Here is a 19,357-nt window from a genome sequence, read left to right as displayed (position 1 = left end):
CACTGCAGGTCCTCGCGGTGGACGACGAGCCGCCCGCGCTGGAGGAGTTGACGTATCTGCTGCGCGGCGACCGGCGGGTGGGCCGGGTGCTGGCGGCGGGCGGTAGCGAGGAGGCGCTGCGGCTGCTGGAGGACGGCAGCACCGACGCGGTCTTCCTGGACATCCGCATGCCCGGGCTGGACGGTCTGGACCTGATGCGCGTGCTCGGCCGGTTCGCGCACCCGCCGGCGGTGGTGTTCGTCACCGCCTACGAGGACTTCGCGGTGTCGGCGTTCGCCCTCAACGCCTGCGACTACCTGCTCAAGCCGGTCGGCCCGCAGCGCCTGGCGGAGGCGGTACGACGGGTGGCCGCGCTGATCGAGAGCGGCGGTACGGCCCCGGGCGCCCCGGGTTCACCCGTACCCGACCCGGCACCCGCATCTCCGCCCGACCCCAACGCCCCTCCGGCGCAGGACCGTTCGGCACCGGACCGGCTCATGCAGTCGGGCTGGCCGCCGCCCCCGGACCGACCCGTCCAGCAACCGGACCGGTCCGACGAGCGCATACCCGTCGAAGTGGGCGGCGTCACCCGCTTCGTCTCCCGCGACGAGGTCTCCTACGTCGAGGCCCAGGGCGACTACGTACGCCTGCACACGCGCGGCGGCGCGCCCCTGCTCCGTATCCCGCTGGCCGTGCTGGAGGAGCGCTGGGGCCCGCACGGATTCCTGCGCATACACCGGCGGTTCCTGGTGGCGCTCGGACACGTGGAGGAGCTGCGCTCGGACGCCGGGCACTGGACGGTACGGGTGGCCGGCGGCGAACTCCCGGTCAGCAGGCGGCACTCGCGCGAGCTGCGGGACCTGCTGACCCGGTGGGCGCCGCGGCCCGGGCCGGGCGGTCGGCCGTGATCGGCGGCCACCAGCCGCAACCGCCGCCGCCCCGCCGTACCGCGGTGTCGGGCCCGCGCCGGCACCGCCCCGGCGGCTGGTCGGCGCGCGCCAGACCGGCCGACCTGCACGCGCAGCCCCGGCTCGGCCAGGTCTACGTACGCTCCCTCGTCCGCGACCAACTGCGCCTCGCGCTGGGTGTGTTGACGGTGCTCGCGGTCGTGCTCGGCGGGGTGCCCGCGGCGTTCGCGCTGCTGCCCGGGCTGCGCACCGCGGAGGTCTTCGGCTTCCGGCTGGCCTGGCTGCTGCTCGGGGTGGTGGCGTATCCGGTGCTGCTCGGGATGGCCTGGTTCCACGTCCGGCACGCGGAACGGGTGGAGCGGGACTTCACGGAGTTGCTGCGCGGGCCGGACCCGACGGCGGCTTCGCAGGAGTCGGATGGAGCCCAGAACTCCCCTGCCGGGCAGGCTGGTTCGGACGGAGTGGAGCCGCACGTCACGGAGCCCGGGTCCGCCGTTTCCGGGTCCGCCGCCCCCATCTCCGAGGGGCCCGGCCCGTCCGCTCCCCGCCCCGGTGCCGGGTGAACCCCGCGCTCGGGCTCGCCGCGCTCGCCGCCGTCCTCGTGGCGACCGTCGCCGTCGGCGTCTACGGGCTGCGGCTGTCCCGCGCCACCTCCGACTTCTACGTGGCCTCGCGCGAGGTCTCGCCGCTGTGGAACGCCTCCGCGATCAGCGGGGAGTACCTGTCGGCGGCGTCCTTCCTCGGCGTCGCGGGCCTGGTGATGGCGTACGGCGTGGACATGCTGGCGTACCCGGTCGGCTACGCGGCCGGCTATCTGGTCCTCCTGCTGCTGGTCGCGGCCCCGCTGCGGCGCTCGGGCGCGTACACGCTGCCTGACTTCGCCGAGGAGCGGCTCGGCTCCACCGCGGTGCGCCGGGTGGCGAGCGTGCTGGTCGCGGTGATCGCCTGGCTCTACCTGGCGCCCCAACTCCAGGGCGCGGGGCTTACGTTGCAGACGGTGACCGGGGCGCCCCGGTGGGCGGGTGCGGTCGTGGTCGCGGTCGCGGTGGTCGTCGTGTCGGCGGCGGGCGGCATGCGCAGCGTCACCCTCGTCCAGGGCCTGCACTTCTGGCTGAAGCTGATCGCGATCGCGGTGCCCGCGCTGTTCCTGGTGATGGCCTGGCGGACCGCCGGGTCACCCGCGCTGACCGGGCCCGACGTGCCGCGCTTCCCGCACACCACGGTGGTGCGCATCCAGGACCCGGTGCGCTTCGACGTGCGCGCACCGGTGACGATCGCGGTCAGCGGGGGCCTGGACGGGAGGACGTACAAGGGCGAGGACGCTGACGTGGCTGCGGGCGCCGACGTCGGCGAGGGCACCGGCGTGGCCGGAAACCCTTCCGGCGGCGGTGCCTTGGGGCCCGCCGGCCGTACCCGAACCGTACGGCTCGCGGTCGGGGAGCACTCCGCCGCCGCCGGGGCGCGGCTCACCTTCCCCGCCGGGGTGCCCGTGCCGCACCAGGTGGGCCTCGCGCCCGCGACCGGCTCGCAGTGGGCCCGGCCGCTGTCCGGCGCGGGCGGCCGCGGGCACCCGCTGTACGCGGTGTACTCGATCCTGCTCGCCACCTTCCTCGGCACGATGGGCCTGCCGCACGTCCTCGTGCGCTTCTACACGAACCCGGACGGGCAGGCCGCGCGCCGTACGACGCTGCTGGTCCTGGTGCTGCTGAGCGTCTTCTACCTGCTGCCTCCGGTGTACGGGGCACTCGGCCGGGTGTTCGCGCCCCAACTCCTGCTCACCGGGCGGACCGACACCGCTGTTCTGGTGCTGCCGCAGATCGTGCAGGGCGGGGAGGCCGGTCGGTTGCTGGCCGCGCTGGCCACGGCGGGGGCCTTCGCCGCGTTCGTCTCCACCGCGTCGGGGCTGACGGTGTCGGTGGCCGCCGTGGTCTCCCAGGACCTGCTGCGCGGGTCGGCGCGCGGCTTCCGCTGGGCGTCCCTGGTGGCCGGCGTGCCCCCGCTGGCGATGGCGACGATGACGTCCGGGCTGCCGGTCGCCGACGCGATCGGGCTCGCGTTCGCGGTCGCCGCCTCGTCCTTCTGCCCGCTGCTGGTGCTCGGGATCTGGTGGCGCGGGCTCACCGACCACGGCGCGCTGGCCGGGCTCGTCGCCGGCGGCGGGCTGGCCGCGGTGGCCGTCGTGGTCACCAGCGTCCGCGGCCCCGGGCACGGTTGGGGCGCCGCGCTCCTGGAGGAGCCCGCCGCCTGGACGGTGCCGGTCGCCTTCGCGGTGATGGTGGTGGGATCGCTCCTCACCCGCGGCCGCCTCTCGCCCGCCGCCGTGGACCGGGTGATGCTCCGCATGCATCTGCCCGAGGAGGTCACCGGCCCCGAGCCGCCGCCGGCGGGAAGCCCCAGCCCCGCACGCGCGGGCGAACCGTAGGCCGGAGAACCGTCGTTCCGCCCGGGAAGCGCCGACCGCGGGCCTACGGGTCCAGCGGAAGGCGGTCACGTGGCCCGTGAGGAAGGTGCGCAGATCGCGGGGACCGCTTCCCGTGAGGGCGACGACGCCATCGGAGAGCCGGCGCCCTGATCGACGAAGCCGTGCTGCGCCGCAAAGCCCGCGACCCCCGGACCTGGACCGCACAACTGGAACACCTCATCGAGGTCGCTCCGCAACCCGATGTGTCACTGCACGTCGTGCCGTTCGGCACCGGACCGCACCACATCCGCAGCTGCCTGGAACTCATCTTCTTCCAGGACGGCCACACCGTCGCCTACACGCAGAGCAGTTGGAGCGGCCACCTCGTCGAAGAGCCCGAAGATGTGGAACCGCTGTGCCTCGCCTACGACTTGCTCCGCGACACTGCCCTCACCCCTACCGCATCCCTGACCTTCCTCCGGGCCGCGCTGGAGGAGCACACCGCGAAGGAACGCGTCACCGCGACGTGACGGAAAAGAGCCCGCCGTGACCGTTCGGCGCGTGAGGGGGACCGTCCACCGAGTGGAGGGGACCGCTGGGCGAACGGCTGGGTGTGAGGGAGGTCACGTGGCCGAGAGTCGTCCTAGCGTGGAGCGGGGGCCGGGAACGGCCCCTGGCGGCAGCCGGCCGCAGAGCCGTGCGCTGTCGCCTACCGCTGCCTTCCTCGACGAGGAGGAACCCCGCAGATGAGCATCCCCGCCCCGACCTCCGCAGAAGCCACACCCGCACCCGCACCCGCGTCCGCCGCCGCGGACACGATCGCCGACCCCGGACCGCTCGGCCTGGCCGGATTCGCGTCCACCACGTTCGTGCTCAGCTCCTTCAACGCGCACCTGATCGACCAGAACCTGCTCACCGTGGTGCTACCGCTCGCGCTGTTCTACGGCGGCCTGATACAACTCCTCGCCGGCATGTGGGAGTTCCGCAAGGGCAACACCTTCGGGGCGACCGCGTTCGCGTCGTACGGCGCGTTCTGGCTGTCGTACGCGGCCTACGTGAAGTTCGTGGTCGGTACGCTCCCGCCGGACACCGCGCACCAGGCCACCGGCCTGTACCTGCTGGTCTGGGCCGTGTTCACGGTCTACATGACGGCCGCCGCACTGCGCACCAACGCGGCGCTGCTCGCGGTGTTCGTGGCGCTGTCCGCGACCTTCATAGTGCTGGCCGTCGGGGAGTTCGCGACGAACGTCACCATCACCAAGGTCGGCGGCTGGATCGGCCTGGTCACCGCGGTGTTCGCCTGGTACGCGTCGTTCGCCGTCGTCACCAACTCGACGTGGAAGCGCCCGGTGATCCCGCTCGGCCCGCTCACCGGAGCCGCGCTCGGCCGCCGGGGCGGACCGGTCGAGGAGCCGCACGCATGAGTGGCGAGACCCTCTCCAACCTCATGTCCGAGGACCGCCGGTTCCCTCCGCCGGCGGCCCTCGCCGCTGAGGCCAACGTCACCGCCGAGGCGTACGACCGGGCCGCCGCCGACGGCGAGGCGTTCTGGGCCGAGGCGGCCGGCCGGCTGGACTGGGCCGCGCCCTGGCGGCAGGTGCGCGACTGGAGCGACCCGCCGTTCGCCCGCTGGTTCGTCGGCGGCCGGCTCAACGCGGCCTACAACTGCGTCGATCGGCACGTCGAGGCCGGCAACGGCGGACGGGTGGCGTTCCATTGGGAGGGCGAGCCGGGCGACACCCGCACCCTCACCTACGCCGACCTGAAGGAAGAGGTCTGCCGGGCCGCCAACGCCCTTGAGGCGCTGGGCGTCCAGGCAGGCGACCGGATCGCGATCTACATGCCGATGATCCCCGAGACGGTCGTGGCGATGCTCGCCTGCGCCCGGATCGGCGCCCCGCACACGGTGGTCTTCGGCGGCTTCTCCGCCGACGCGTTGCGCGGCCGCATCCTCGACTGCGACGCCCACGTGGTGATCACCGCCGACGGCGGCTACCGCAAGGGCGCGCCGTCGGCGCTGAAGCCCGCGGTGGACGAGGCCGTGGCGCAGTGCCCGGACGTGCGCAACGTGCTGGTGGTGCGCAGGACCGGGCAGGACGTGGCCTGGACCGAGGGCCGCGACGTGTGGTGGCACGACCTGGTCGACGCGCAGGCCGCGGAGCACACCCCGGAGGCGTTCGACGCCGAGCACCCGCTCTACATCATGTACACCTCCGGCACCACGGCCCGCCCCAAGGGCATCCTGCACACGACCGGCGGCTACCTCACCCAGGCCGCCTGGACGCACTGGGCGGTCTTCGACGTCAAGCCCGAGCGGGACGTCTACTGGACCGCCGCCGACATCGGCTGGGTCACCGGCCACTCGTACATCGTCTACGGCCCGCTCGCCAACGGCGTGACCTCGGTGCTGTACGAGGGGACCCCGGACACCCCGCACCAGGGCCGCTGGTGGGAGATCGTGCAGAAGTACGGCGTGACGATCCTGTACTGCGCGCCCACCGCGATCCGCACCTTCATGAAGTGGGGCGAGGAGATCCCGGCCCGCTTCGACCTGTCCTCGCTGCGGCTGCTCGGGTCGGTCGGCGAGCCGATCAACCCCGAGGCGTGGGTGTGGTATCGGCAGGCGATCGGCGGTGACCGCTGCCCGGTCGTCGACACCTGGTGGCAGACCGAGACCGGCGCGCAGATGATCAGCCCGCTGCCGGGGGTGAGCACCTGCAAGCCCGGCAGCGCGCTGCGGCCGCTGCCCGGGATCTCCGCGGAGGTCGTCGACGACGCGGGCCACCCGGTGCCCAACGGCTCCGGCGGCTACCTGGTGCTCACCCAGCCGTGGCCGTCGATGCTGCGCACCATCTGGGGCGACGAGCAGCGCTACATCGACACGTACTGGTCGCGCTTCCCCGGGTACTACTTCGCGGGCGACGGCGCGAAGAAGGACGAGGACGGCGACATCTGGCTGCTGGGCCGGGTGGACGACGTCATGAACGTCTCCGGGCACCGGATCTCCACCACGGAGGTCGAGTCCGCGCTCGTCTCGCACCCGTACGTTGCCGAGGCGGCCGTGGTCGGCGCCGCCGACGCGACCACCGGGCAGGGCATCGTGGCGTTCGTGATCCTGCGCGGCGCGGGCGAGCGGGCCGCCGCCGAGGCCCAAGGGGACGATCTGGCCAAGGAGTTGCGCTCCCACGTGGCCAAGGAGATCGGGCCGATCGCCCGGCCCCGGCAACTCCTGGTGGTGGCCGAGCTGCCCAAGACCCGCTCGGGCAAGATCATGCGCCGCCTGCTGCGGGACATCGCGGAGAACCGCGCGCTGGGCGACGTCACCACACTCACCGACTCCACCGTGATGGACGCGATCAGGGAGGGCCTGCCGGGCGGGGCCTCCGGCGGGGGAGACGAGGAGTAGCCCGCCCACCCGTCGCGCGGCGCGGTACGACCCGAGGGGGGCCGTACCGCGCCGCCGTCCGTCCCGGCGCCGACGCTACGGTGAGCGGGTGACGGACAGCGAGCGGCGAGCGGCCGAGAACGCGCAACCCGAGCGGCATCTGGAGCAGGGGCTGGAGGAGGGGCCGGAAGGGCGGTACGAACGGCCCCGCCAGGCACCGGAGTTCGCGGACGGCCGCGCGTACGACCGTACGGACGGCTCCCCTTACGACGCGGTGCTCTGCGACTTCGACGGCGTCGTCCACCTGTGGGCGCCCGACGCGATGTCCTCGATCGATCGCGCCCGCGGCCTGCCCGAAGGGACCCTGGCCGAGGCCGCGTTCCGGCCCGCGCTGCTCGAACGCGCGATCACCGGCGCGATCACCGACGAGGAGTGGCGGGTGCGCGTCGCCGCCGACCTGGCCGCCGTCTGCGGTTCCGCCGCGGCCGCCACCGCGATGGTCGCCGAGTGGACCGCCAGTACCGGCCGCCTCGACCCCGAGGTGCTGGCGCTGCTCGCCGCCGTACGCCGCCGGGTCCCGGTGGTGCTGGTCTCCAACGCCACCACCCGGCTCGAGTCGTACCTGGCCGCCATCGGCCTCGCCGACTCCTTCGACGCCGTGCTCAACACCGCCCGGTTCGGCGCCGCCAAGCCCGATCCCCGGGTCTACGCCGCCGCTGCCGCGCTGGCCGGCGCCGACCCGCGCCGCTGCCTGTTCGTCGACGACACCGCCGGAAACGTCGCCGCCGCCGAGGCCGCCGGGATGGCCGGCCTGCACTACGCGGGCGTCGACGGATTGCGCGCGGCGCTGCGCGCCACGGCCGCTCCCCGCTGACCGCCGATGCGACCCTGCCGAGCAGGGGTCGGACGCGGTGCCAACTGCGTTCGGGAGAAAGTGTGTTGATGCTGTGCATATGAGTCGTGGCGAACGCCTGACAAGGATGCACCCTGTGTGAGCACAATGCTCGTATGAGTAGCGAGGAACAGGTCGAGCCGGACGGTCTGGTGATGCGGGTGCGACCGGTCGACCATCCGGTGGCGGCCGCGGAGGAAGCGGACGCGGCGGACGCCGCGCGCCGTTACGCGCACTACATCATCCGCGGCCCGGTGTTCGGGCTGGCCGCGCACACCCCGGGCGAGACCGGCTGGCGGATGGTGGAGCCGGCGGTGGAGGGCTTCCCGCAGGCGTCCCGCGACGCGCTCAACTCGTATTTGTGGCTGAAGGCCAAGGACGACACCGACGACCCCGTGGTGCGCCGCGAACTGCTCGCCGCGGTCGCCAGGTTGGAGCAGGAGCCGCTCGACGAACTGACCGTGTGCGGGGTGCGCTACCGGGTGGTGCGCGCCGAGGAGTACGTCTACAGCAACGAGGACGGCCTGGAACCGCCACGCCCCGCCGACCGGGACGCCCTGGTGCTCGACTGGGACGGTTCGCCCGACGAGCCGGAGGTGGACCAGGACTTCGTGATGGACCACTCCGCGGTCACCGGGGTGGTGGCCGGCTCCGAGCGGCTGGCGCTGCGCGAACTGCACTACCGCAGCGAGCGCTACCCGGCCGACGTCCGCGCCGACTCCCGCCGGGCGCTGGAAACCCACCCCGGCACCGTGGTGTTGCCGGCCGCCTTCCGCGTGGTGGAGCGCACCGAGGACGGCTGGGAGCCCTTCTCCATGATCGTGGCCACCCCGCACGCGGCCCGCCGCACCCTGGTGACGGCGCTCACCGAGATGTGGCCGCGGATGCGCAAGCTCACCCCGCAGGAGAAGGCGGAGTACGACCGGGTCGCCGCGCGGTTCCAAGCCGCCGGCCGCGCCAACGAACTGTCCGTCCACGACCGGCGGTTCTTCGTGGTCCGGGTCGGCCGCATGGTCCGGTTCGGCCTCGACGGCCCCGAACCGCCCCGCCCCTCCGACATCGACCCCTACGGCCCGTCGAAGATCCGCCCGACGATGGACGAGCACGGCACCATCACCTACAGCGAGGAGTAGCCGCTACGGCGGCGAGCAGCCGCCACGGCAGCGGCAGCCGTGGCCCGCGCTGGAGGCGGCTGCGCCCGGCGGGAGGCCACCACGGGCGCAGCCGCCGGTCACAGGGGCAGCACGGCCAGCGGTGCGGAGGTGGGCACGGGGGAGCCGCCGTGCGGTTCCGCGGTCACCCCGACCGCGTCGGCGCCGTCCGTCCGCCCTTTGAGCAGGGCCGACCCGGACGCGGTGGCGGAGTCCACCAGGCCCGCGGGCACCATGGTGCCGTTCCTGCTGAACCACAGTTCGTAGACCCGCGAGTCCGGCAGCTTCGGCAGGTCGCGGTAGACCAGCGCGGCCTGCCCGGCCCGCGCCGAGGACACCACGGTCGCGGTGCCGCCGCCCTTGAGCCCCTGGGTGCGGAAGGAGGCGTCGGGCGCGGTGAGCAGCGTGCTGAGCTGATCCGCATGGTGTTCGGCCAGCGCGGTGCGGTCGCGCTGCCGGTCGGCGGTGTGCTCGGCCTGGATCGCTATGCCCGCGGAGGCGATCGCGCCGGCCAGGCACGCGGCGAGCGCGTAGTACGGCAGCCGGCGGCGCCAGTTGCGCCGGAGGGACCGCTGCGTCGCCGACGGCTCCGGCGGCAGCTGGCGCACCTCGGGCAGCGCGGCCAGTACCCGGCCGCGCATCCCCACCGGCGGCACCTCGGCCACCGCGAGGGCCAACCGGGCCGCGGTCTCGCGCAGTTCGCGCACCTCCTGGTCGCACGCCTCGCACCGGGTCAGGTGCCGGCGGAAGTCCCGCGCCTCCCGGTCCTCCAGCGCGCCGACCGCGTACGCGCCGGTCAGCGTGTGCAGGTCGACTTCGGTCACGACGCCACCCCCAAGCAGTCGCGGAGCCGGATCAGTCCGTCCCGCAGTCGGGTCTTGACCGTGCCCAGGGCCACCCCGAGCACTTCCGCGGTCTCCTGGTAGGTGTAGCCGCGGTAGTAGGCGAGGGTCACCGACTCGTGCTGGAGTTCGGTGAGCCGCTCCAGGCAGCGCCTGACCTGCTCGCGCTCCAGCCGCCGCTCCACCTGCTCGGTGACCTCGTCGAAGGCGCGCACCCGGTCGCGCAGCCCGGCTTTGTGCTCCCGGTCGGCGGCCGCCTGCGCCGACCGCACCCGGTCCACGGCGCGGCGGTGGGCCATCGTCATGATCCACGCCATGGCGCTGCCCTGCTGCGGGTCGAACCTGGCCGCGCACCGCCAGACCTCGATGAGGACCTCCTGCGCGACCTCCTCCGACTGGGCCGAGTCGCGCACCACCCGGCGGACCAGGCCGAGCACGGCGCCGGCGACCGCCGTGTAGAGGTGCTCGAACGCCTCCTGGTCGCCCCGGGAGACCCGGTCGAGCAACGCCTCCAGCACCCCGGAGCGGGGCGCGGGGGACTGGCCGTCACGTGCTGCCACGCGCATGGACACCTCCGGACTGTCATGCGGTCACCGGTCATTCGTCGCCGTCCGGCGCGCGGATTGGTCGCGAACCGACGGGGATACGGGCGCGGAAGCCGTACGGCGGTACGGCCTCGTGCGCCCGGCCGGCCCTCGCGACGCTAACCCACCGCGATCCGGGCCGGGCCGGGTCCGCGGCGGGTCCCGGACGGCTCACCGGGTGTTTTCGGGTCCGCGCCGTCAGCCACCCGGCGGTGTCTTCACCCGTGGGGGTGGACCTGGCGCGGCTTTCGGGCCGCGGACCAATCCGCGCCGGTCGCAGCGGCGAACGTGTCGCAGAGCGCCCGTGGACCGAGCGGGTGCGAGGAGAGATGGGGCGTGATGGGCGTAGAGCGCATCGACACCCGACTGCTCGAAGAGCTGACCGAGCAGTCCCAGGACCTGAACAGCGACGCCGTACGCATCACCCAGGACGCGCTGGCCGACTTCGCGGAGGCCACCGGGCCGCAGCCGCGCCGCTGGTGGCGGCGCGGAAGCGCGGTCGCGGGCGCGGCCGGTGCCGCGGCGCTGCTGACGTCGGTGCGCGCCGCCGCCGCCACGTCGAGCAACGACGTCATGGCGCTGCAGACCGCCGCGTCGATCGAGAACCTGGCGATCAGCGTCTACCAGACCGCCGCGGGCCTGCCGTTCATCAAGGACGGCAACAAGACGATCGTGGCCTTCATCGCGAAGACCACCACCCAGCACCAGGCGCACGTGAAGGCGTTCAACGCCGCGGTCACCCAGGCCGGCGGCAAGCAGCAGACCGGCACGGACCCGAAGTACGCGGCCGTGGTGAAGAAGACGCTGCCCACCATCAAGACCCCCGCCGACGTGGTGAAGCTCGCCATCACGCTGGAGGACGTGGCCGCGCAGACCTACACCAAGAACGTCAGCCAGGTCAGCAGCGCCGAACTGCGCAAGCTGTTCGCCTCGGTGGCGCCGGTGGAGGCCCAGCACCGCGCGACACTGCTCGCCGTGCAGGCGCTGCTCGCCGACAACCTCGGCGACCTGGTCGCCATCCCGACCGACGTCGCCAAGCTCCCCGCGGCCATCGGCAGCGTCGGCTTCCCCAACGCCTTCTACCCGACCAAGAACGCCTCGCCGATCACTGAGGGGGCCGTGAAGTGACCACCGCACGCGACGGCTGGGACATGCCGATCAGCGAGGACCAGCTCGCCCGGCTCACCCGCGACATGGAGACCGCCCACCGCGACACCCTGCCCGCCATGCGGGCCAGCGCGGTGGACCTCGCCGAGGACATCCGCGGCAACCTCGGCAAGCAGGAGGACGGGCCGAGCGACCCCGCCCGCCGCCGTTTCCTCTTCGGCGCCGGCGGTCTCGCGGCCGCGATGGCGCTGGCCGCCTGCTCCAGCAGCGACAAGCACGACTCCGCCGCGGCGCCCTCCGGGTCCGCCTCCGCTTCCGCGTCCGGCTCCTCCAAGAGCCAGTACACCGGTGACCTGAAGGTCGTCGCGCTCGCGGTGGCGCTGGAGAACCAGGCGGTCGGCGCGTACCAGGCCACGCTCAAGGCGGCCAAGGCCGGCAAGCTCGGTACGGTGCCGCCGGCCATCGCCACCTTCGTGACCACCGCGATGGCGCAGCACGCCGACCACGCCAAGGCGTGGAACGCGGTGCTCACCGGCGCCGGCAAGCCGGCGATCACGAACGTGCCGCTGTCCAACCAGCCCGCCACGCTGGCGGCGCTGGGCAAGGCGAAGACGGTGACGGACGTCGCGAACCTGGCGCTCACGCTGGAGGACCAGGCCGCGCAGACGTACCTGTTCGCGACGTACAACGTGAGCGCGGCGGCGGGTATCGCCACCGCGGCGACCATCGCGCCGGTCGAGGCGATGCACGCGGCGATCCTCAACTTCGTGCTCGGCAAGTACCCGGTGCCGGACGACTTCCTGCCGACGGACAAGGCCGCCAGTCCCGCGCTTCTGACGGTCTGACCCGGCCGTTCGGAACGCCACCCGGACGGTGCCCAGGGGCCGGGTGGTCCGCCCACGCGCAAGGGGCGGGCCACCCCTACCGGGCGCCCTTCCGGGGCTGAGACCCGGCCCACCCGCCTTCGCCGTCCCCGCCGTCCCCGCTCCCGTCCCCACCCGAGGCCCGACGTGACCGACTCCCGTATCCCCGCCCGGCGCGGCAAGGCCGCGGCCCTCGCCGTGGCCGCCGCGCTGCTCGTCCTGACCGGCTGCACCTCCTCGTCGTCCGGCTCCGGCGGGTCCTCCGCGAGCCCGTCGCCGGCCGGCGCGACGAAGATCACCATCAAGGACTTCGCGTTCCACCCGGCCACGCTGACCGTCCACCCCGGCGCGAAGGTCACCGTGACCAACGAGGACACCACCGACCACACCGTGACGGCCGACACCGGAAAGCTCTTCGACACCGGCCACGTCGCTCCCGGGAAGACCACGACCTTCACCGCTCCGGGCAAGGCGGGGACGTACGCCTACATGTGCACGATCCACCAGTTCATGACCGGCACCCTCAAGGTGAGCTGAGGGCCGGCTCAAGAAGAGCCGAGGTCCGGCGAGTTGGCCTCCTTAGGGCGCACGCCGATTGCGTCCACCGGGTGAAATCGGCCCGGCCCTCCACGGGTCCTCCACGGACGTCGTGATCATGGAAACGTGCCGTCGCCGCCGCGCTGCTCCGCGGCCGCGCCGGCACCGACCGAAGATCGACGACCGATGTGGAGGACCCCTCATGCAGATCCGCAAGCGCGCCGGCCTGCTCGCACTCGTCATGGGCGCCGCACTGCTGTCCGCCGTACCCGCACAGTCCGCCTCGGCGGTGACCCCACCGCCGTGCAGCGGCGGCTCGGTGTGCTTCTGGAGCGAGGACGGCTTCTCCGGGGCCACCTGGGAGTGGACCGCGGCCAGCGGCTACCGCGACATGCCGCCGCAGTTCCACGACCACGTCGGCTCCTTCGTCGCCGGCGTCAACGCCTGCTTCATCAACTGGCAGCCGGTCCAGAAGCGCCAGGTCTTCAACGGCGACTGGCGGGCCACCTACCTGGAGGACTTCGGCGGCCAGATCGACGGGGTCGGCCCCGGCTCCTGCTGACCGGCAGCCCCCTTCCGGGGTCCTTCGACCGTGCGCGCGGGTGCCTGGCACGGGCACGGGCCCGCGCGCACGGTCGTACGCCATACGTCGTGCTTTCCGCTGGGCCGTCGGGATGACGGGGCGAGGCGTAGCCTGGGCGTATTGCCGAGGTCATCGGAGGGCCGCGATGTTCAACTTCTTCGACGAGTTGTTCGCGCCCGGCCGCAAGCACACCGAGGACGAGCGCAACCGGCTGGAGCTGACCCGGGAGGACGAGGGCAGCAGCGACCCGGCGCGGGGGCCGATAGACCTCGCCTCGGGGACGGTCACCGTGCGGGTCCCGGACAAGGCGGCCGACGACGCCGATGACAGCGATGACACCGATGCCCCGGACGTCCGCGACATCCCGGACGATCCTGCCGCCTGACCGCCGCCTGGCTGCTGCCTGACCGCCGCCGGACGGGCCGATGTGGCCTTGGTCACATCGCACGGGTACGGGGCGGCTGCCGGTGACACGATCGGTCGATGGGTGATGCCGGCGCCGAAACCGAGGGACGGCGCCCGCGGGCGCCGCGCGATCGTGAGTTCCTGCTGCTGTGGGGCGGCCAGACGGTCAGCGAGGTGGGCTCGCAGGTCTCCGTGCTCGCGCTCCCGCTCGTCGCCGTGGTGCTGCTGAAGGCCACCGCGTTCCAGGTCGGCCTGCTGTCGGTCGCGCAGACCAGCGCGTACCTGCTGGTGGCGCTGCCGGCCGGCGCCGTGGTGGACCGGGTCGCCAAACGCCGGCTGATGATCGGCTGCGACCTCGCGCTGTGCGCCGTGATCGCGTCGGTGCCCCTCGGCCACGCCTTCGGGACGCTGACCCTCGCGCAGCTCTACGGGGTCGCGTTCGCCGCCGGCGTGCTGTCGGTGTTCTTCTCCATCGCCTACCAGAGTTACCTGCCGACCCTGCTGGAAGCTGATCAACTCATGGCCGGCAACGGCAAGTTGGCCGCGTCACAGTCGGCCGCGCAGATCGCCGGCCCCGGACTGGGCGCCGGGCTGGTCGCGCTGGTCGGCGCCGCCGGGGCGATGACCGCCGACGCGCTGTCGTTCGCGGTGTCGGCCGCCTCCCTGTCGGCGATCCGCGGCCGCGAGCCGCGCCGGCCGCGCGCGGCGGCGGGGACGCCCCGGCCCACGCTGCGCGCGCAGATCGGCGCCGGCCTCGCCCACGTGGCGCGCGACCCCGTGCTGCGCCACTCCCTGGCGTTCACCGGTACCGCCAACTTCTTCGTGATCATGGTGGAGACGCTCGGCCCGGTCTACCTGATCCGCACCCTGCACCTGGGCTCGTCCCTGGTCGGGCTGCTGCTGGCGCTGGGCGCGGTCGGCGGGGTGGCCGGCGGCGTCGCGGCGAAGGGGCTCGCGCGCAAGGTCGGCTCCGCGCGGGTGAGTTGGCTCGCGATGACCGTGATGTCGCTGCCCGGCCTGCTGATCCCGCTGACCGGGCGCGGCTGGCGGGTGCTGCTGTTCGGCGCCGGTTGGATCTCGTGGACCTTCTCCTCCACCGTTTCGAGCATCTCGCTGACCAGTTACCGCCAGGCCGCCTGCCCGCCCGACCTGCTCGGCCGGGTCAGCGCCGCCGCGCGCTGGATCAACTGGGGCACCCTCCCGCTCGGCGGCCTGGCCGGCGGCGCCCTCGCGACGTCGCTCGGCGTCCGGCCCACTTTGTGGCTCGCCGTGATCGGCGGCTGCTGCGCGGGCCTGTGGCTGTTCTTCTCCCCGCTGCGCGGCATGCGCGACCTCCCGCTGCCCGGCCCCGCCGGCGTGCTCCCCGCCGCCGGCGCGTAGGGCCTGTCGTGTGGATCTCCGCGGCGTCGCGGCATCCGGCACGCACATCTGCCGCGTTCTCGTCGGTCGCCGACTCCCCTACGGCCTGGGGTGTGGGGGCACCCCCACCGCGTCGTCTCCCTCCTCCGCCTTGCAACTTCACTCACCCCCTGCACTCACCGGACGCCGCTCCTTCACCCACGGAGATCCACACGACAGGCCCTCACTCCCGCCCCCCGAAGCGCCCTGGTGCCGGTCGTCCGGCGCTGCGTGCCGGCGGGTGAATCGGAGGTTCCGGACGGGTGCCGAATCCCGTAAGGTCCCAGTCCTCTAACACGTTTGCCATACGAACGGGGTCGCATGGGTGACGGGGGAGCGCAGGCCGAGACGCCCGCGCAGAAGAAGGCACGCGCCGAGAACCTGCGCAGCTGCGCGCAACGGGCGCGGAGCATGGCCGGATCACTCGCCGCACTGCTCGACACGACGGTCACGCAGGCCACCGCGAACCCGCCGATCTGGGCCGGGGCGTACGCGCAGACCACCACCGGCACGCTCGTGGACCGCCGGTCGAGCCTGCGCGCGATGGCGGAGGACCTGCTCAGGGACGCGGCGCGCTGGCAGACCGAGGCGGGCCGGCTGGACGACGAGGCGGCCACCGACACCGCCAAGAAGGCCGCCGGAGACCACAAGTGAGCTTCCACGGCTTCGACACCGCTCAGATACGCTCGATGGCCGCGCACATGAAGTCCGTCGGCCCCTCCGCCCGCACCCTGCACGGCAAGGTGGCGGGTCTGCTGCTGGAGGTCCAGGGGCTGATGGACGGCGAGCCGGCCACCACCAGCCCGCGGCTGGAGCCGCTGCTCGGCCAGGTCTTCCCGCTGTTCTACTCCGGTCTGCCGGCGTCCCTGCAGCCCGAACTCGACGACACCTCCGCGTCGATGGACCGCCGCTGCACGCAACTCGACGCGGTGCGGACCCTGGAGAAGCAGGGCTACACCGTCGATCCGACCCTGTACTTCGACGACGAGCCGCCGCCGGACGAGCAGAAGATCAAGGACGCGCTGAAGTACTTCGACGACCACATCGGCGACTCCGGCGGCTTCCTGTGGTCCGACTCGGCCCAGGGCGGCAAGGAAGTCCTCGACGACTTCGCCAAGTTGTCGCCGGCCGAACTCGACGCCGTGATGTCGCGGATGTCGGACAGCCAACTGAAGAAGCTCAACGGCCAGTTGGGCGAGGGTTCGTCGTGGTGGGGCGCGGGGGACCCGGACGGCGCGGTGAAGGCCCGCTGGGAGAACATGCTGCAGAAGCAGTGCGGCCCGACCACGCTGGCCCGGATCGAGCCCGCGCTGTCGAACCTGAAGTGGCAGCCGGACACCACCGTGGACGGCGCGCACTACCAGGCCGTCGACGACCCGCTGTTCGGCCCGAACGGGCCTGACCTGATGAACGACCTGCGCCAGGGGCAGGACGGCGACTGCTGGTTCCTGTCCTCGCTGGCCGCGATCACCGAGCGGGACCCCAACTGGCCGCAGGAGCACATCAAGCAGAACGCCAACGGCACCTACACGGTGACCTTCTACCAGAAGGGCCCGCTGCCGGGGATGCCGCCCACACCGGTCGAGGTCACCGTCGACAACAAGCTCCCGGTGGACTCGGGCGGCCACCCCGTCTACGCCGACACGCGCAGCGGGGCCACCTGGGTGGCGATCTACGAGAAGGCGTTCGCGCAGTACTCCGGCGGCTACAAGAAGATCGAGGGCGGCTGGGGCGACGTGGGCATGTCCGACCTGACCGGGCAGCCGGCCACCCGGCACAGCCCCGGCGACGTCTCCTTCGCCGACATCGACACCAGGATCGGCAAGGGTGAGGCGGTCACCATCGGCACCAACGGCGACGGCCACGTGCACGACGACCGGCTGGTGTCCGGACACGAGTACTCGGTGGAGCGGGTCGACATGAACGCCCACCCGCCGACCATCACCCTCCTCAACCCCTGGGGCTCCGGCCAGTACGAAGGCACCAGGCAGATGCCCCAGGAGGTCACACTGACCGAGGACCAGTACCGCAAGAACCTGAACGAAGTGTCGTTCACGCCGTCAGGAGTATGAGCCGATGCCCCGCACCTACCGCCTCGGCCGCCGGGCCCAGTTCCGCCGCGGCGACCTCGTCGTCGGCATCGTGCGCACCAGCGTCGATCCCGACGACCCCTGGGCTCGCCTCAACCTCCTCGACGAGGGCGCCAGGACCGGCGACGTCGTGGAGGTGCGGGTCGGCGACGAGGTACCCGTCGGGCGGCACGTGCTGACCCTGGTCGAGGTGGTCCCCGGCACCCGGGACGGCCACGTCGCCTTCACCGTCGCCTGGCCGGAGGGGGAGAACGATGCGTCGGCCGAGTAGGCGGGGCCTGACGGCGGCCGTCGCCGGGCTGGTCGCGGTGTGCGTGGCCGCGGTGGTGGTGGCCGTGGTGCTGCACTCCCGGAAGAACTCCGACGACGACGCCGACCGCACCCCGCCGCCGCTCGGCGGCCACCCGGCCGACGTCCAGCGGCTGCATGTCGTCGCGCGGGGCAACCCGTCCAGCCCGACCGGCTACGGCAAGCGGGCCGACGGCACCGAGGTGGCGCTCGGCGTGCAGAACACCGGCAAGGAGCCCGCGCCCGGCCGGGCGGTCCTCATGATCCGGGACGGGAGCGACACCTCCGTCCCGGCCAAGGTCCAGGTGGTCAGGACCGGCCAGACCGTCACCGCGCTCGGCGTCGAGGTGAAGGTGCTCAAGATCTGGCAGATGCCGAACCCGGACCACAACGCCATCGACATCCAGGTGGACCCGGCGGCGTCCTGACCCGGCCGGCGACGCGCCGGGGTCACTCCACCCGGTGCGCGTCGTAGCGCCAGAACGGCCGCACCGCGAGGGCCGCCACCACGACCAGGGCGATGCACAGCAGCGCGCTGCCCGACCAGGCGACGGTCAGCGTGGTCGTCGCGGCCATGGCGCCCGCGCGCAGGTCCCCCAGCCGCGGGCCGCCGGACACCACGACGGTGAAGACGCCCTGCATCCGGCCGCGCATCTCGTCGGGGGCGTGGGTCTGCAGGATCGTCTGCCGGTAGACGGCGCTGACCAGGTCGGCGGCGCCGGCCAGCGCGAGCAGCAGGACGGCCAGCCACAGGGTGCGGGCGAAACCGGCCAGCGCGATCGCGGCCGCCCAGCCGGCCACCGCGAAGGTGAGCGCCACGCCCTGGCGGCGGACCCGGCCGATCCACCCGCTGCACAGCCCGGCCAGCACCGAGCCGATCGCGACCGAGGAGTAGAGCAGGCCGATCCCGCCGTGGAAGCGGGCCGCGGCGGCCTGCGGGAACAGCGCGCTGGGCATCGCCAGCACCATCGCGGCGATGTCCGCCCCGAACGACATGAGCAGCACCGGGTTGCCGCCGATGAACCGCAGCCCGTCGAGCACGGCGAGCAGCCCGGAGCGGGCCATGGCGCCGGCCGGCTTGATCGGCGGCAGCCGGAACGTCGAGTACAGCGACATGGTGAACAGCACGGTGTCCGCGGCGTAGGCGTAGCCGAACCCGTGCGGGAGCGCGACGAGCACGCCGGCCGCGAGCGGGCCGAGCACCTGGCCGACGTTGCCGACAGTGAAGCTGAGCGTGTTGGCGGCGGGGACCAGGCCGGGCGGCACGATACGGGGGATGATCGCGCCGCGGGTCGAGGAGGAGATCGCGAAACCGGCCCCCTGGACGGCGACCAGGGCGAGGACGAGGCCCACCGAGCCGACCCCCAGCAGCGTCTGGGCCAGCAGCGCGATCGTCACCGCCCACGTCACCACCGACGACCACAGGCACAGCAGGCGGCGGTCGACCCGGTCCGCGACGGCGCCGCCGTACAGGCCGAAGACGACGATCGGCACGAACCCGGCGAGCCCGGCCACGCCGACGTAGAACGACGAGTGCGACATCGCGTAGATCTGCACCGGGATGGCGACCTCGGTGATCATCGTGCCCACCAGCGAGGCGCCCTGCCCGATCAGCACGCGCCGGAAGGCCGGTACGGCGAGCGGGCGGGTGTCGACGGCGGCGCCGCGCAGCCGGTCCGCGATGCCGGTACGGGGTTCGGTCGGCCGATCGAGGACGGCGGTCGGCGGCCCGGCGCCCGAGGCCGGGCCGGCCGTCCCGCCCGCGGTGGCCACACCTCCGGGCCCGTCCCCCGGGCCGCCCTCCGCTATGCAGCCCTCTCCTGTGTCGCCGCTTGTGCCGCCGCCCGCTGGGGCGCCCTCCGCGGTGCGACGGTGCCCGGGCTCGCCGCCGCCGCGCCCCGAGCCGCCTTCTGCTGTGTCCATGACGTCACGCTGTCACGCACA

21 protein-coding genes are annotated in these 19,357 nt (G+C 73.3%); 18 read left to right on the top strand and 3 right to left on the bottom strand.

The features are described 5' to 3' along the window. Nucleotides 1–2: 2 nt before the first annotated feature. From OG370_RS18560 to OG370_RS18525, 8 genes are all read left to right on the top strand, one after another. Nucleotides 3–887 (top strand): LytR/AlgR family response regulator transcription factor, encoded by an 885-nt coding sequence (locus OG370_RS18560; protein ID WP_443060874.1) that lies wholly within the window; start codon nt 3–5, stop codon nt 885–887. Next, on the top strand, nt 851–1,450 hold the full coding sequence (locus tag OG370_RS18555; protein WP_328465685.1) for a hypothetical protein: 600 nt from the start codon (nt 851–853) through the stop codon (nt 1,448–1,450). Before OG370_RS18560 ends, OG370_RS18555 begins: the two co-directional genes overlap by 37 nt. Continuing rightward, nucleotides 1,447–3,309: a sodium/solute symporter gene (locus OG370_RS18550; RefSeq protein ID WP_328465683.1), complete on the top strand. Its 1,863-nt coding sequence runs from the start codon at nt 1,447–1,449 to the stop codon at nt 3,307–3,309. Before OG370_RS18555 ends, OG370_RS18550 begins: the two co-directional genes overlap by 4 nt. A gap of 161 nt (nt 3,310–3,470) precedes the next feature. Further along, nucleotides 3,471–3,818: a Scr1 family TA system antitoxin-like transcriptional regulator gene (locus tag OG370_RS18545; RefSeq protein ID WP_443060699.1), complete on the top strand. Its 348-nt coding sequence runs from the start codon at nt 3,471–3,473 to the stop codon at nt 3,816–3,818. Nucleotides 3,819–4,034: 216 nt separating this feature from the next. After that, a complete protein-coding gene (locus OG370_RS18540) occupies nt 4,035–4,712 on the top strand; it encodes an acetate uptake transporter (RefSeq protein ID WP_328465681.1) in 678 nt (225 codons plus the stop codon). After that, on the top strand, nt 4,709–6,694 hold the full coding sequence (gene acs / locus OG370_RS18535; RefSeq protein ID WP_328465679.1) for an acetate--CoA ligase: 1,986 nt from the start codon (nt 4,709–4,711) through the stop codon (nt 6,692–6,694). Before OG370_RS18540 ends, acs begins: the two co-directional genes overlap by 4 nt. An 88-nt stretch (nt 6,695–6,782) precedes the next feature. After that, a complete protein-coding gene (locus OG370_RS18530) occupies nt 6,783–7,547 on the top strand; it encodes an HAD family hydrolase (RefSeq protein WP_328465677.1) in 765 nt (254 codons plus the stop codon). A gap of 134 nt (nt 7,548–7,681) precedes the next feature. Continuing rightward, nucleotides 7,682–8,698: a DUF5954 family protein gene (locus OG370_RS18525; RefSeq protein ID WP_328465675.1), complete on the top strand. Its 1,017-nt coding sequence runs from the start codon at nt 7,682–7,684 to the stop codon at nt 8,696–8,698. 98 nt (nt 8,699–8,796) lie between these two features. Here the strand turns inward: OG370_RS18525 and OG370_RS18520 are convergent, their stop codons facing one another. Further along, nucleotides 8,797–9,540, bottom strand: a complete 744-nt coding sequence (locus OG370_RS18520; protein ID WP_328465673.1) for an anti-sigma factor — start codon at nt 9,538–9,540, stop codon at nt 8,797–8,799. Continuing rightward, complete coding sequence (gene sigK, locus OG370_RS18515; protein ID WP_328465671.1) at nt 9,537–10,124, bottom strand: ECF RNA polymerase sigma factor SigK; 588 nt, start codon at nt 10,122–10,124, stop codon at nt 9,537–9,539. The genes OG370_RS18520 and sigK overlap by 4 nt, the downstream gene beginning before the upstream one ends. Before the next feature lie 357 nt (nt 10,125–10,481). On the opposite strand from sigK, the gene OG370_RS18510 reads away from it, so the two are divergent. The 10 genes from OG370_RS18510 to OG370_RS18465 all read left to right on the top strand — a co-directional run bounded on the left by OG370_RS18510 (nt 10,482) and on the right by OG370_RS18465 (nt 17,841). Continuing rightward, complete coding sequence (locus OG370_RS18510; RefSeq protein WP_328474220.1) at nt 10,482–11,270, top strand: ferritin-like domain-containing protein; 789 nt, start codon at nt 10,482–10,484, stop codon at nt 11,268–11,270. Further along, nucleotides 11,267–12,094 (top strand): ferritin-like domain-containing protein, encoded by an 828-nt coding sequence (locus OG370_RS18505; protein WP_328465669.1) that lies wholly within the window; start codon nt 11,267–11,269, stop codon nt 12,092–12,094. Before OG370_RS18510 ends, OG370_RS18505 begins: the two co-directional genes overlap by 4 nt. Before the next feature lie 165 nt (nt 12,095–12,259). After that, a complete protein-coding gene (locus tag OG370_RS18500) occupies nt 12,260–12,649 on the top strand; it encodes a cupredoxin domain-containing protein (RefSeq protein ID WP_328465667.1) in 390 nt (129 codons plus the stop codon). 202 nt (nt 12,650–12,851) lie between these two features. Beyond that, nucleotides 12,852–13,211, top strand: a complete 360-nt coding sequence (locus tag OG370_RS18495) for a peptidase inhibitor family I36 protein (protein WP_328465665.1) — start codon at nt 12,852–12,854, stop codon at nt 13,209–13,211. A 166-nt stretch (nt 13,212–13,377) separates the two neighbouring features. Further along, nucleotides 13,378–13,617 (top strand): DUF6191 domain-containing protein, encoded by a 240-nt coding sequence (locus OG370_RS18490; protein ID WP_328465663.1) that lies wholly within the window; start codon nt 13,378–13,380, stop codon nt 13,615–13,617. 98 nt (nt 13,618–13,715) lie between these two features. Beyond that, a complete protein-coding gene (locus tag OG370_RS18485) occupies nt 13,716–15,017 on the top strand; it encodes an MFS transporter (RefSeq protein ID WP_328465661.1) in 1,302 nt (433 codons plus the stop codon). Between the two features lie 339 nt (nt 15,018–15,356). Next, nucleotides 15,357–15,689, top strand: coding sequence for a hypothetical protein (locus OG370_RS18480; RefSeq protein WP_328465659.1), 333 nt, complete (start codon nt 15,357–15,359; stop codon nt 15,687–15,689). Beyond that, nucleotides 15,686–17,107 (top strand): C2 family cysteine protease, encoded by a 1,422-nt coding sequence (locus OG370_RS18475; RefSeq protein ID WP_328465657.1) that lies wholly within the window; start codon nt 15,686–15,688, stop codon nt 17,105–17,107. Before OG370_RS18480 ends, OG370_RS18475 begins: the two co-directional genes overlap by 4 nt. Before the next feature lie 4 nt (nt 17,108–17,111). Next, entirely contained in the window at nt 17,112–17,396 is a 285-nt protein-coding gene (locus OG370_RS18470; protein WP_328465655.1) for a hypothetical protein, read from the top strand. Continuing rightward, entirely contained in the window at nt 17,380–17,841 is a 462-nt protein-coding gene (locus OG370_RS18465) for a hypothetical protein (protein ID WP_328465653.1), read from the top strand. The genes OG370_RS18470 and OG370_RS18465 overlap by 17 nt, the downstream gene beginning before the upstream one ends. Before the next feature lie 22 nt (nt 17,842–17,863). On the opposite strand, the gene OG370_RS18460 is transcribed toward OG370_RS18465, so the two are convergent. Beyond that, nucleotides 17,864–19,336 (bottom strand): MFS transporter, encoded by a 1,473-nt coding sequence (locus OG370_RS18460; protein ID WP_328465651.1) that lies wholly within the window; start codon nt 19,334–19,336, stop codon nt 17,864–17,866. Between the last annotated feature and the right edge of the window lie 21 nt (nt 19,337–19,357).

The sequence above is a fragment of the Streptomyces sp. NBC_00448 genome, from assembly GCF_036014115.1.
GTDB lineage: Bacteria > Actinomycetota > Actinomycetes > Streptomycetales > Streptomycetaceae > Actinacidiphila.
This window is presented reverse-complemented; position numbering and strand designations above follow the sequence as displayed.